The 12,572-nt window shown below is 38.3% G+C and carries 9 protein-coding genes; 6 read left to right on the top strand and 3 right to left on the bottom strand.

Translation table 11 applies throughout. The features are described 5' to 3' along the window. Positions 1-8 precede the first annotated feature (8 nt). Complete coding sequence (locus tag AC6CH7_RS14355) at positions 9-2,246, top strand: GH92 family glycosyl hydrolase (protein WP_498263402.1); 2,238 nt, start codon at positions 9-11, stop codon at positions 2,244-2,246. Here AC6CH7_RS14355 and AC6CH7_RS14350 read toward each other — a convergent pair. Next, positions 2,243-2,977, bottom strand: coding sequence for a GntR family transcriptional regulator (locus tag AC6CH7_RS14350; protein ID WP_498263401.1), 735 nt, complete (start codon positions 2,975-2,977; stop codon positions 2,243-2,245). The genes AC6CH7_RS14355 and AC6CH7_RS14350 overlap by 4 nt on opposite strands. A 227-nt stretch (positions 2,978-3,204) precedes the next feature. Between AC6CH7_RS14350 and AC6CH7_RS14345 the strand changes: the two genes are divergently transcribed. From AC6CH7_RS14345 to AC6CH7_RS14335, 3 genes are read left to right on the top strand one after another with little or no spacing between them, the layout of a single operon-like run. Beyond that, positions 3,205-5,049 (top strand): class I mannose-6-phosphate isomerase, encoded by a 1,845-nt coding sequence (locus AC6CH7_RS14345; RefSeq protein WP_498263400.1) that lies wholly within the window; start codon positions 3,205-3,207, stop codon positions 5,047-5,049. A 46-nt stretch (positions 5,050-5,095) separates the two neighbouring features. Beyond that, the gene (locus AC6CH7_RS14340; RefSeq protein ID WP_498263399.1) at positions 5,096-6,475 is read left to right on the top strand and encodes a sugar porter family MFS transporter; all 1,380 of its coding nucleotides are present in this window, start codon (positions 5,096-5,098) and stop codon (positions 6,473-6,475) included. Further along, positions 6,462-8,819 (top strand): GH92 family glycosyl hydrolase, encoded by a 2,358-nt coding sequence (locus tag AC6CH7_RS14335; RefSeq protein WP_498263398.1) that lies wholly within the window; start codon positions 6,462-6,464, stop codon positions 8,817-8,819. The genes AC6CH7_RS14340 and AC6CH7_RS14335 overlap by 14 nt, the downstream gene beginning before the upstream one ends. Before the next feature lie 2 nt (positions 8,820-8,821). Here the strand turns inward: AC6CH7_RS14335 and AC6CH7_RS14330 are convergent, their stop codons facing one another. Together AC6CH7_RS14330 and AC6CH7_RS14325 are read right to left on the bottom strand one after the other, a co-directional pair. Continuing rightward, positions 8,822-9,412: a 2OG-Fe(II) oxygenase gene (locus tag AC6CH7_RS14330; protein WP_498263397.1), complete on the bottom strand. Its 591-nt coding sequence runs from the start codon at positions 9,410-9,412 to the stop codon at positions 8,822-8,824. An 87-nt stretch (positions 9,413-9,499) separates the two neighbouring features. Beyond that, positions 9,500-10,342, bottom strand: coding sequence for a metallophosphoesterase family protein (locus AC6CH7_RS14325; protein WP_498263396.1), 843 nt, complete (start codon positions 10,340-10,342; stop codon positions 9,500-9,502). 312 nt (positions 10,343-10,654) lie between these two features. Between AC6CH7_RS14325 and AC6CH7_RS14320 the strand changes: the two genes are divergently transcribed. Both AC6CH7_RS14320 and AC6CH7_RS14315 read left to right on the top strand, forming a co-directional pair. Further along, positions 10,655-11,623 (top strand): metallophosphoesterase family protein, encoded by a 969-nt coding sequence (locus AC6CH7_RS14320; protein WP_498263395.1) that lies wholly within the window; start codon positions 10,655-10,657, stop codon positions 11,621-11,623. A gap of 18 nt (positions 11,624-11,641) precedes the next feature. After that, complete coding sequence (locus AC6CH7_RS14315; RefSeq protein ID WP_498263394.1) at positions 11,642-12,571, top strand: metallophosphoesterase family protein; 930 nt, start codon at positions 11,642-11,644, stop codon at positions 12,569-12,571. The last annotated feature ends 1 nt before the right edge of the window (position 12,572 follow it).

The following is a 12,572-nucleotide window of genomic DNA, read 5'->3' as shown; positions in this document are numbered from 1 at the left end:
TGTTGGGTATGCTGATTGCTTTTTCTGTATCAGCATATGCGCAGGAAAAGGAGCCTGTGGATTATGTGAACCCATTTATTGGTACATCCAACTCCAGATGGATGCTTTTTCCTGGTGTTACCAGACCAAATGGGATGGTTAAATTAAGTCCGGATAATCAGCGGGGAGTGTGGCAGGGAGGTTATGAATATTCAATAGGAAGCATACATGGTTTTAGCCATTTGCATGGATGGACGATGGCAGGTTTACTTACCATGCCCGCTAATGGCGACCTAACATTAAGTGCTGGTTTGCCTGACGATCCTTTTAAGGGGGCTGGAGCAGGCTATCATTCCAGGTTTCGGCATGAAGACGAACACTCCTCACCAGGTTATTATTCGGTGTTCCTTTTAGATCCTAAAGTAAAAGCAGAACTCACCTCTACCGAAAGAGTTGGTTACCAGCGATATACTTTTCAAAAAGATAGCACTAACAGGGTAATGGTGAGCCTGAACATTCCTGCAGAATATGGTTATGACCTAACAGACGCAGTAATTATGAAGGTTAATGAATCAGAAATACAAGGATATGCGAAATCGGCATCGGCAAATTTCAATGATTATACGCTTCATTTCGTTATGCAGTTTAGCAAACCTTTTCAAAAATTTCATGGGTGGGTTAATGGCAAAGAAATTGGTAGTGATGGCGTGGTGAAGGGGAGTAAGGATGTAGGAGCATATCTTTCTTTTCCAACCGTAAAGGAAGAGCAGATAGTCATTAAAACAGGGATATCTTTTGTAAGTATTGATCAGGCAAGAGATAATTTGATCACAGAATCCTCTGACTTTGGTTGGGACTTTGATAAACTGGTTAAAGAAAATAGGACGATCTGGAATAACGTGTTAAAGACAATAGAGGTTAAAGGTGGAACAGAAACAGATCATATAAAATTCTACACTAATTTTTATAGGTGTTTTACAGGTAAGATGATCATGAGCGACAATAACGGCAAATATACCGATGCCTGTGAAAATGTACAGCAGCTGTCAGGAACGAGAAAAGCAATGATTGGAGGAGATGCATATTGGAATACATTCTGGAACCTAAATTTATTATGGACATTATGCGCTCCCGATGTAGTAAGTCAAATGGTAGATACACAGCTCGAAATGTATGAAAAAACCGGATGGTTATCAAAAGGACCAGCGGGTATAGAGTACTCCGGAATTATGGAAGGGTCTCATGAAATGGCATTAATAACAAGTGCCTATTTAAAAGGTATAGTTAAAAAAGATGCAGATATTGCTTTTAGGGCAATGAAAAAGAATGTAGAAGTTGAGCCTGAAGGACAATGTGGTGGGTATCCGGGTAATCCAAGAATAAGTGATTATGCAAAATTTGGGTATGTGCCTCTGGAAAGGGGAGCTACTTCTAAGACCCTCGATTATGCTTACGATGATTGGTGCGTTGCCCAGATGGCAAAGTTTCTTAAAAAAGAGAAAGACCATAATTTTTTTATGAAGCGGTCTGGCAACTGGAGAAATGTATTTGATCCCATTACTAAATATGTAAAACCAAGAAAACAGGATGGTACTTTTGATCTTGATTTTGATCTTTTTTCAGTAAAACACTTTGTAGAGGGGAACTCCTGGCAGTACTCTTTATATGTGCCCCACGATATTCCTGGACTGGTAAAGCTGATTAATAAAGATAATTTCCTCAGTAGGATTAAGACTGGTTTTGAAAAATCAGAACCTTTAAGATTTGCAGCACATGCATTAGACCGTACCGAAGGGCAGTCAGCTGAATACTACATTAATCATGGAAATGAGGTAAATATGCAGGCGGCATATTTGTTTAACTATGCGGGTAAGCCTAGTCTTACTCAATATTATACCAGGAAATTGTTAAATACATTTTATGATGATTCTCCATACGTTGGCTGGAACGGCGACGAAGATGAAGGCCAAATGGGAGCCTGGTTTGTTACAAGTTCCATTGGTCTTTTTGAAATGAATGGCGGCACATCGCCGGATTTAAGAATAGATTTGACCAGTCCGATATTTAGTGAAGTTAAGATTAAACTAAACTCCGCTTATTACAAAGGAAAGGAGTTCGTAATTAAAACGCATAATAATTCAGCAGTGAATATTTATATCCAATCTGCCAGGCTAAACGGAAATCTATTGAAAGATAACTTTATCAGTTTTAATGATATAGTTAAAGGAGGAGTACTTGAATTATATATGGCTCCAATACCAAATTAAGAGCTTCTTCTACTTTCTACTGTATATACAAAGCTGTCGGCTTTATAGTAACCCAGGTTGTATTCAATAGGACGGTCGGCCTGATCGAAAACATATCGTTTTCGAAATAATATAGGGCTTCCAGGTTCTGTTTCCAGTTTAGATGCAATGAATTTATCGGCGGCTTTTGCGCTGATCTCTTCCTTCGATAATTCTGAAATGATGTTGTAATCAGCTTCTAATATGTCATATAAAGGCCTTTTAAAATCTTCCTCGCCAGTTAATCCTGTGCGGGGATGAAAATAAGAAACAAAATATACAAAAGGCCCTTCAGGTTTGCCCCTTAAACGTTCAAGTTTTAATATTTTTTGATCGGTTTTGATGTTGAAAAAATTGGCAACTATTTCTTCAGGGTAAATCCAGCTTACATGTAGCTCAAAGTTCTTAATTGGAATGCCTCTGGCTTTCATTTCTTGCGAGAAACTAAGCCAGTTCACAGATTTGGAGCTGATCATTGCATCCGCTACCTTGGTTCCAACTCCTTTCTTGCGAATTAACAAACCTTCATAAACAAGCTTGTTTAATGCCTGGCGAAGCGTAGTGCGGGAAATAGCCAGCTGATTGGCAAGATCAATTTCATTCGGTAACAATTTGCCGTTTTGAAATTGAGGGTCTGCTATCATTTTACGCAGTAACTCTTCTGCCTGAATATGCAGAGGGATAGGGCTTTTATGGTTGAGTGCTAATTTCATATTACATGCGGCTTTAAGGTTGCCTTTAATTCTGTTTTTCTTAAGTGCAATAATATGAAAATATATTTGCAATGGGTTATTAAATCACTATGTTTGTACATGTTTGATTCTTGTGTTTAGGGTTATTTACCATTATTCAGCTTTTATGATGTTTTTAAGTTGTTTTGGTTGGTTTTTTATGTTTGTACATGTGTTTAATTGTTAATAAATAAAGGGTGGTTGAAATTATGATTGAAGCTTCTGGGGCTACAGAAAATGAAAAAATACAAACTGGCAAAAGTATGAGTGAGTATAAATGGAGAAATAGTATGCAACCGTTGTTGCAGCAACACGTATATGAGCGTTCCAAAGAAGACAATAATTACAATTCGATACCTTATCACAAATTAGGAAAAGGTAAAATATATAGCGGCTTCGGTAGTTTAGTGGCGTGGATCATTGAACAGAAAAATGTACTCATCGATGGGTATGGGGGGGTGTTTTTTACCGACATCCAACAAGAGGTACAGAAAAGACTTGAAGAGAACGGTTTTTCTGTAAAATGGCATTTTACAGCAGATTATTTTAAAAGTGAAGCCGAAGTTGAGAAAATGGTTAAGCCATTTTTAGGCGGGGCCGAAGATGTATGGGGATTTAAAACTGACCTTAACCTTAAAGATTTCTTTAAAATTGATGAATTTTTAACACTTGAAAAAGACGATCAGGCAGATATAAATATTGTAATTGGTATCGGTGCGGGTTTACTGAATTGGGATGCTCCAGTGGTGTATTTTGATATCCCTAAGAACGAGATACAATACCGTATGCGAGCAGGGTCCATTGGAAATCTTGGGAATAACATCACAGACAAGGCATTTAAAATGTATAAACGCTTCTACTTTGTAGATTGGGTAGTACTAAATAAATATAAGGCTGAATTACTTAAAAAGATAGCTATAGTTGCAGACGGGCAAAGAGTAGGTAGGCCAAACTGGTTGTTTAAAAAAGATCTGATTGATGGATTACATAAACTTAGTCACTCTGTTTTGCGTGCACGCCCCTGGTTTGAAAGTGGATCCTGGGGAGGGCAATGGATGAAGAAACATCTGCAGGGCTTAAATACCAAAGAGGTCAATTATGCATGGTCATTTGAGTTAATCACACCAGAGAATGGTATTGTGTTGGAGAGTGACGGAAACTTGCTGGAAATACCTTTTGATCTTTTAATGACAGTTGAGCATAAAGCCATATTAGGAGAACATGCTGAACAGTTTGGTAGCTATTTTCCTATTCGTTTTGATTTTCTAGATACTTTTAAAGGAGGTAACCTCTCCATTCAGTGTCACCCGTCAAAATCATACATCAGAGAAAAATTCGGAGAAACCATTACTCAGGATGAGACCTACTATATTTTAGATTGCGAGCCAGGTGCAAAAGTTTACCTGGGTTTTCAGGAGAATATAGATCCTCAGGAATTCAGAAAAGCGTTGGAACTGAGTCAGCTTAAAAAACAAGAGATTTTAGTAGAGAGATATGTGCGTAGTTTTCCTTCGCGCAAGCATGAACTATATTTAATTCCTAATGGTACCGTTCATAGCTCCGGGATAAATAACATGGTGCTTGAGATTAGCGCTACCCCGTACATTTTTACGTTTAAAATGTACGACTGGCTATCTCTGGATCTTAACGGGGAACCTAGACCGATTAATATAGAGCATGCCTTTAATAACCTTAGGTTTGAAAGAAAAGGAGAGAAGGTGCCAAAAGAGCTAATTGCTAAGCAAGTCTTGTTTGATAGAGGTGATGATTGGGAAATACTACATTTACCAACGCATAAGGATCATTTTTATGATGTACATCGCATTGAGTTTGATACTGAGCTGACTATTGCAACTGAGGATAGGTGTCATGTGTTGATGCTTGTTGAAGGTACTTCTATTTCAGTGGAGATTGAAGAGAATGAGCCCAATAAATTTCACTATGCAGAGACCTTTATTATTCCAGCTGCAACCCAAAAATATAAGCTGATAAATCATGGAAAAGGAAGAGCAAAAGTGATTAAAGCTTTCCTTAAACATGATATTGAATTGTAAAGAATAACCTAACCTAATACCTTAACCATTTATAAACCGAGCGAGTATGAATAATAATTATAGAATTTATTTGGGCTTAATTACCCTTGTTGCATCTTTAGGAGGCTTGCTTTTTGGCTTTGATATGGCGGTAATATCTGGAGTATTGCCCTTTGTAGAGAAACAATTTAATTTAACTCCTTTGCAGGAAGGGTGGTTTGTTTCTTCGGCCCTTGTGGGCTGTATTGTGGGGGTGGCATTTTCAGGAGATCTGAGTGATAGACTTGGTCGTAAAAAACTACTCTTCATTTCTGCCGTTTTATTCCTTTTCTCTGCCATTGGTTGTTCTTTGGTGACATCTCTTGATTGGTTAATTGCATCAAGGTTATTAGGCGGTATAGGTGTTGGTATTGCATCCATTGTAGTGCCCTTGTATCTTTCAGAAATATCTCCAGCAGCTATTAGAGGCAGACTGGTTACTTTTTACCAGCTGGCAATTACTGTAGGGATTTTGATGGCTTATATAACCAATTCGGTGCTGTTAAATTATTCGGAACATCATACGGCTACTTCAGGACTGATTGATCTTATTTACATTAAAGAAATATGGCGCGGCATGTTTAGCATAGGTGGGGTGCTGGCTACCCTGTTTTTGGCTGGTTTGTTTTTTGTGCCCGAAAGTCCGCGGTGGTTAATAAAAAAAGGCCGGAATCTGGAGGGTTTAGCCATTTTAAAGAGTATTAATAACGGCAAAGCAGATGCTGTAGAGGCAGCTTTATCGGGAGATAAACATGATGATAATGGTTCGTATAAAGAGTTGTTCTCACCTAAATTAAGGAAAGCCATGTTGCTTGGTATCTTGCTGCCTTTGTTTTCTCAGCTAAGCGGTATAAATGCCATTATTTATTATGGGCCATCCATACTAAATGATGCAGGTATTGCTTTAAGTAATTCTTTTTTAGGACAGATCATATTTGGCGTGGCCAATCTGGTGTTTACTTTTATTGCGATATGGAAAGTTGACGAATGGGGCAGGAGGCCACTTTATTTAACTGGTACAATTGGGGCAACAATAAGTTTATTTGTTACGGGCTTTCTGTTTTATCTGGGTCTTACCTCAAGTATCTTCTTAATTATAAGTGTTACACTCTTTTTGGCATGTTTCGCATTTTCTATAGGTCCTTTAAAGTTTGTGGTAGCTTCTGAAATATTTCCAACAAATATCAGAGGGAAAGCTTTGGGTGTAAGTATAATGGTGATGTGGGTGGCCGATACTATAATGGGCCAGGTTACACCAATATTATTAAAACAGGCCGGAACACCTGCAACCTTTTGGGTATTTGCCTTTTTCTGTTTCATCGCCTTTTTTGTTGTTTATAAGTTATTGCCCGAAACTAAAGGTAAATCATTAGAAGAAATAGAATCATTTTGGGATGAGAAGAAATAGTAATATCATAATTGCTGCTTTTTTAGTGGTTGCTGTATTATCTTCCTGTGAAGTAAAGAAGGAGAGTGTATTAAAGTATGTAGATTCTGGTATTGGTACTGCACATAGTCGCTGGTTCTTTTTTACGCCAGCTGCCTTACCTTATGGGATGGCAAAGCTTGCACCATCAACCAATGGTCATTATGGCAATAAATCGGGATGGGAGGCAGTAGGGTATGATACCAGGCATCCCTCAATAGAAGGGTTCGTCCATTTTCATGAATGGCAAATTGGGGGTGTCTCATTTATGCCCACAAATGGACCTTTAAAAGTGAAGCCGGGTGATTTGGAAGGTCGACAGGACGGTTATCGTTCTCATTTTGATCATAAAAACGAAGTAGCCGAGCCTGGTTATTACAAAGTTCTGTTAGGTGATTACCGTATTACAGCGGAACTTACGGCAACAGAACATGTTGGTTTTCATCGCTATACTTTTCCTCAAAACGATCAATCGAGGGTTATTCTGGATATCGGGAATAAGCAGGGCGAAAGTGGTGAGGTGAAAGATGCTTTTGTACGGGTGATTGATGATACTCATTTTGAAGGTTCTGTAACCACATATCCAAAATACATCAAAAGTGACGATCCCAAAGGTCAGATCACTATGTATTTCTGGGGAGAAACCAATCAGAAGCCAATAAAGACAGGTTCTTTTAATGCCGAAGGTATTTCTCAGAACAGCACATCTGCAAAAGGTAAGGGAGCAGGTTTGTTTTTGGAGTATAATACAGCCGAAGGAGCTGTTGTGGAGATGAAAGTAGGTTTGTCATATACCTCAACAGAAAATGCTAAAAGAAACTTAGAAGCAGAAGCAACAGGGCTGTCATTTGACCAGGCTAAGGCAAGGGCTCAAAAAGTATGGGAGCAGGAACTGGGTAAAATTTATGTTGAAGGAACTGATAAAAACAATAAAGTAAAGTTTTATACCGGCCTGTTTCACGGTTTATTGGGTCGGGGGACTGCAAGCGATGTAAGCGGAACATTCCCTCAATACGGTGGAACAATAGGGCAGTTGCCACTTGATGAAACAGGGAAACCTAAGTACAATTTCTATAACACAGATGCCATTTGGGGTGCCTTTTGGAACCTTACACAGCTATGGGCTCTTTCTTATCCGGATAGATATAAAGATTTTGTACAAACTCATTTAGAAGTTTATAAGCATAGAGGCTGGTTTGGTGATGGAATTGCAAATGGCCAGTTTGCATCCGGTGTAGGAACAAATTTTATAGGGCTTACCATTGCCGGTGCGTATAATTTAGGAATCAGAGATTACGATGTAAATTTGGCTTATAAAGCGGTAAAAGCAAATGAGCTGGAATGGGTAAACAGAAACCAAGGTTCAGGAAAAATGGACACCAAGCAGTTTATTGAGCGCGGTTTTGTACCTTATGCCGAAGGGGAGACAGATTCATTAGGTTCAAATTTTTCTGCTTCGCACACATTGGAATATAGTTTTAGCGCTTTTGCTGTCGCGCAAATGGCTAAAGCTTTAGGTAAAAAAGACGATTATCAGAATTTAATTAAAAGATCTGATGGCTGGAAATTGCTTTTTAATCCTGAAAATAAAATGATCCATCCTAAAAGGGCAGATGGGTCCTTTATAGATAAGTTCGATCCTTATCAGCCATGGAGAGGTTTTCAGGAAGGAAATGCGATTCAATATACTTTTTATATACCTCATAATCCTGCAGGCTTAATCGCTCAAATGGGTAAAACTGAATTTAACAATCGTTTAGATAGTGTTTTTACTGTTGCACAGAAAAACAGTTTTGGGGGTGGTAAAGAGATAGATGCGTTTGCAGGGGTGAAATCAATTTATAATCATGGTAATCAGCCTAATTTACATGTCAGCTGGTTGTTTAATTTCTCTGGTAAACCCTGGCTTACTCAAAAATGGACAAGAGCCATCTGTGATGAGTTTTACGGCACAGAAACCATTCATGGCTATGGCTACGGGCAAGATGAAGACCAGGGGCAATTAGGTTCATGGTATGTAATGGCCGCATTAGGGTTATTTGACGTGAAAGGACTTACCGACCTGCGACCTATAATTGAATTGGGGAGTCCTCTTTTTGAAAAGGCAACAATTACATTGGGTAATAAAAAACAGTTGATTATAGAAACCAGAAATACTTCAGCAGAAAATGTTTACGTGCAGTCGGCCACGTTTAATGGTAAACCACTAAACAACTGCTGGTTATATAGAGATGAACTGATGAAGGGTGGAAAAATGATACTCATAATGGGAGCGAAGCCTAATCAGCAGTGGGGGGTAGATGTTCCGCCTCCTTCAGCTCAGTAATTTCAAATCTTTAACCATCCGGTGATGCTCATTCTGGGTTGGTGGGTGAGTAACACTTCATGCATAAGTTCATCACTTTTAAAAAAGACGCCTTTTCTGTTTTCAGGAGATATGTTTTGCAAATGATCATCATGGTGGATACACAATTCACCACCATCAGCTAGTAGCCAGTTTGCGTTTAAATAGATAATCATTGAATACTTTCTGCTGTCGTTATTTTGGAACTGATCAAGATGCTTTTTGTAAAAACTACCTTTTTCATATAAGGTATAATGAAACTCGTATCCGGTAATTCCGGTGTAACAAGTTTCATTTAAGTATTTTACAAACTTGTCCATTAAGATAAAAAAGGCATTTTCGCAAGGCGTATTATGGTTGCGGTCTAACCAGTAAATACGATCGCCGCGCACTTCAGAATTATGTCTTATTACCTTGTCGTTTCCTGTTCCGGCCGAAAGGAGCATTTTGTTACTGTAAAGAGAAATCAGGTTTTCCTTTAAATCGGCAGCAAGGCCTTCACTTAAAAAGTGATCGGCAATGCCTACGTGTTGGTCTATAAAAGAATCGATCAGGCAATCAAATGTATTTTCCAAAATAGCGGCTTAATACGGGAGTAAAACCGCAGGCTGGTGAAGGTAGTCTTTTTAACAGTTAAAAGCACCATTGCATTTTAAGTAACGCTAAAACTTGGTTTCATTGAGTACTGGATTCTTACTTGCATTAACCTGATACGTAGTTATTTTGTCGGATTCATCAATCTCAACAATTCTATAGCCCTTATATTGTGTGCCCCAGTTGCCACCGTAGTGTGCATCAAAAAAATGGGGTAATTTATTGGTGTAAAACACAGCATCCAAACTATGGTCGTGTCCATGAAAAACCGCTTTAACATTATTGTAGCTATGCAGGAGGGTAATGGTTTCAGGGCAATCAACAAACGGACTTTCTGGTACCCAGAAGTGTGGAGGTATATGTAAAACCACCAGTACTGTCTTTAAGTCTTTAAACTTTTCCAGCTCTCGTTTTATGAAATTATTGTCAGGGCATATGTATTTACCTTTCGTATCTGAGGTATTTGCCAGGATAAAACCAACGTCATTTTTTTTAAAGGAGTAATTATCCTCATAGCCAAAAACAGCTTTCCAAAGTGTTGCATCAGCAAGATCGTGATTGCCCGGGATAGCATAAAATGGAACTTTGAGTTTGCTAAAATAGGTTTCCTTTACTTCAGCAAGCAACTCGGGACGGTCATGAACAAGATCTCCGTTGAAGATTACAAAATCAAGTGGATTAGTATCATGGGCTTCATTAATCCATTGAACGATATTTTCGTGGTCTGCTTTGTAGTTTGTTCCGGGTTGTCCATAATGGCCGTCTGATGCAATTGCAAAGCGAAGTTTTGCTTTTGCACCCGAAGGTAGACTTGTGTGGTTTTCTGGCGTTAAGGCCGAAACACTTTTTGAAAGGCCTGCTAATAGTATACTTGCAAGGCTGCCTTTAAGGAAAATTCTTCTGTTTGACATGGTGAAACTTTAGAAATGGTGTTATTAAAAATAGCAATAATAAGATTATTCGGGTTAAGTAATTATTACTTGAAGTTATGATTAAGTTAAATGGCTCTTCACAAGATTGGTGCTTCTTCACATATTATTCACACCAAACCCAAAAAAGAGCCTTTTTGTGAAGAAGGTGTGAACTATGTGAGGCGCAGCTATAAGCAATAGGTGGTTCAGATATTATTTATATATTAATATGGATACAAATATTAAACATTTATTTAGTATTTGTATATTTATGGCGTCTTGAGGTACGAGTTTTAAATTACAAAATAAGAAATGGATAGAAAAGAATTTTTAAAAACAACAGGGCTGGCCGGAGGCACCTTGTTTTTTGCCCGATATCCTGAATTAAGTCCGGCAGATAAAAAAATCAGGATTGGAATGATCACAGATCTTCATCATGATATTATGCATGATGGTATTGAACGCTTGTCTGCGTTTATCAACGAAATGAATACTGAAAACCCCGATTTTATTATACAGGGTGGAGATTTTTGTATTCCTAAAAAAAGCAATACTCCATTACTGGATGTTTGGAATCAATTTAAAGGCCCGAAGTATCATGTAATTGGTAATCATGATAACGACGGGGGATATACCCGTGATCAGGTTGTTGAATTTTGGAATGCTAAGGCTAAATATTATTCGTTTGATTCGAATGGCTTCCACATTGTAGTATTAGATGGTAATGAACATAATGAAAGTCCCGACCGCCCAAAGGGATATGCACGTTATATCTCTCCTGTTCAATTAGAATGGTTAAGGAAAGATTTGGATGAAACTTCTTTTCCAACTGTTATCTTTTGTCACCAAGGTTTGGATAATGATGCAGGCGGACTTGAAAATGGTACCTTGTTACGTTATACCCTGGAGAAGGCAGATGAAAAGGCAGCTAAGGAAAAGGTTATTCTGGTAATCAGTGGTCATCATCATCAGGACTATCACAATCACATCAATAGGATACATTATGTACAAATTAACAGTGCATCGTACCAATGGCTTGGAGATGATTATAAAGAAATTCGTTATTCCCAAGAGGTAGATAAAGCACATCCAAATATCAAGTATACCGTGCCATACAAAGATCCAATATGGGCAATGATTGAAATTGACTACAAAGGCAGAATTACAATTAAAGGGAAAAGGACTGTATTTGTGGGCTCATCTCCTGAAAAATTAGGTGTGAATATGGACAATTACATCTACCCGATTGTTCCATATATATCAGACAGAAGGTTAGGGTAAACAAATTCAAACACATAAATGAAAAGAAGAGATTTAATTAAATCACTTGGAGTTACAGCAGGAACAATTGCATTGAGCAGTGTTGCAGAGGCATCAATTGCTGCTCCAATAAAGAAAAAGAAGGCATTAAAAATTGCACACATCACTGATGTGCATATCAGGCCTGAACATAATGCCGTTGCCCGTTTCAAGAAATGTCTGGAAATGATCAAAAAAGACAGGGTAGAGCTTATTCTTAACGGGGGTGATTCTATTTATGCTGCAGATTATGACAACATTACCAAAGATAGGGTAGAGCAGCAATGGGCTTGCTGGAATGAAAGTGTTCAAGTTGTTAAAGGTATTCCTATGCACCATGTATTGGGAAATCATGATATGTGGTGGCAGGGTAAAGATGATGAGTTGGGAGGTAAAGCAGGAGTGTTAAAGATGCTGCAAATGGAGCATAATTATTACAGCTTTGATAAAAATGGCTGGCATTTTATTATGCTGGACAGTAATCATCCCACAAGCCCGGGAATGCTTGATGAGCAGCAGTGGGATTGGTTTGTAAAGGATGTTGAAAAGAACGCTAAAGATAAACCTATACTGATTATGTCGCATTACCCTTTATTGAGCTGTACAGGCATTGTAGATAATAAATCAGATTTTAGAGGGCCGTTTAAGGTTAGCGGGAGCTACAATCATCTGGACATTATGAAGTTCATCGAAGTTTTTAACAAGAATAAGAACATTAAACTTTGCTTAAGCGGACATATTCATTTGCTTGACAAAGTTTGGTATAATGATGTCGCCTATTTGTGTAATGGCGCTACAAGTGGTTTTTGGTGGGAGCCAGGTGATGATGGCAAAAGTGCATATAAGCAAACAGTTCCTGGCTATTCTCTTTTAAATCTTTATGAGGATGGAAGTTTTGACCATGAATACATTAAGTATGAATCGGTTTAAG

The sequence above is a fragment of the Pedobacter sp. GQ55 genome (assembly GCF_059758925.1).
The sequence above is the reverse complement of the archived record's forward strand: the minus strand, read 5'-3'. Positions and strand labels throughout refer to the sequence as shown.

Coding starts and splice junctions, on each gene's coding strand:
- AC6CH7_RS14320 (WP_498263395.1), top strand. CDS start 10,655: ATGGATAGAAAAGAATTTTTAAAAACAACAGGGCTGGCCGGAGGCACC.
- AC6CH7_RS14315 (WP_498263394.1), top strand. CDS start 11,642: ATGAAAAGAAGAGATTTAATTAAATCACTTGGAGTTACAGCAGGAACA.
- AC6CH7_RS14325 (WP_498263396.1), bottom strand. CDS start 10,342: ATGTCAAACAGAAGAATTTTCCTTAAAGGCAGCCTTGCAAGTATACTA.
- AC6CH7_RS14345 (WP_498263400.1), top strand. CDS start 3,205: ATGATTGAAGCTTCTGGGGCTACAGAAAATGAAAAAATACAAACTGGC.
- AC6CH7_RS14340 (WP_498263399.1), top strand. CDS start 5,096: ATGAATAATAATTATAGAATTTATTTGGGCTTAATTACCCTTGTTGCA.
- AC6CH7_RS14335 (WP_498263398.1), top strand. CDS start 6,462: ATGAGAAGAAATAGTAATATCATAATTGCTGCTTTTTTAGTGGTTGCT.
- AC6CH7_RS14350 (WP_498263401.1), bottom strand. CDS start 2,977: ATGAAATTAGCACTCAACCATAAAAGCCCTATCCCTCTGCATATTCAG.
- AC6CH7_RS14355 (WP_498263402.1), top strand. CDS start 9: ATGCTGATTGCTTTTTCTGTATCAGCATATGCGCAGGAAAAGGAGCCT.